The sequence below is a fragment of the Campylobacter sp. 1569 genome, assembly GCF_024723675.1.
Classification (GTDB): Bacteria; Campylobacterota; Campylobacteria; order Campylobacterales; family Campylobacteraceae; genus Campylobacter_D; species Campylobacter_D jejuni_C.
Genome location: NZ_JANQDB010000071.1, coordinates 1 through 281 on the forward strand (window position 1 = coordinate 1; position 281 = coordinate 281).

Annotated in this window: 1 protein-coding gene; it reads left to right on the forward strand. The window is 33.1% G+C overall.

Annotated elements, in window-relative coordinates:
* Positions 1-281, forward strand: a 281-nt coding sequence (locus CAMP5060_RS08225) for an aryl-sulfate sulfotransferase (protein ID WP_337218215.1), incomplete at both ends; no start/stop codon positions are given.

Here is a 281-nt window from a genome sequence, read left to right on the forward strand (position 1 = left end):
CGCAACTGGGCTCATGTAAATAGTGTAGATTATGATCCAAGTGATGATAGTATTATTATTTCAAGTCGTCATCAAAGTGCTATTATAAAAATAGGACGTGATAAAAAAGTAAAATGGATATTAGGAGCACACAAAGGATGGGGAGAAAAATATAAAAAAGCACTTTTACAACCTGTTGATAAAAATGGCAAAAAAATAGTTTGTGAGGATGAATATAGCAAATGTCCTGGTTATGAAAATGAAGAAGGTGGCTTTGATTTTACATGGACACAGCATACTGC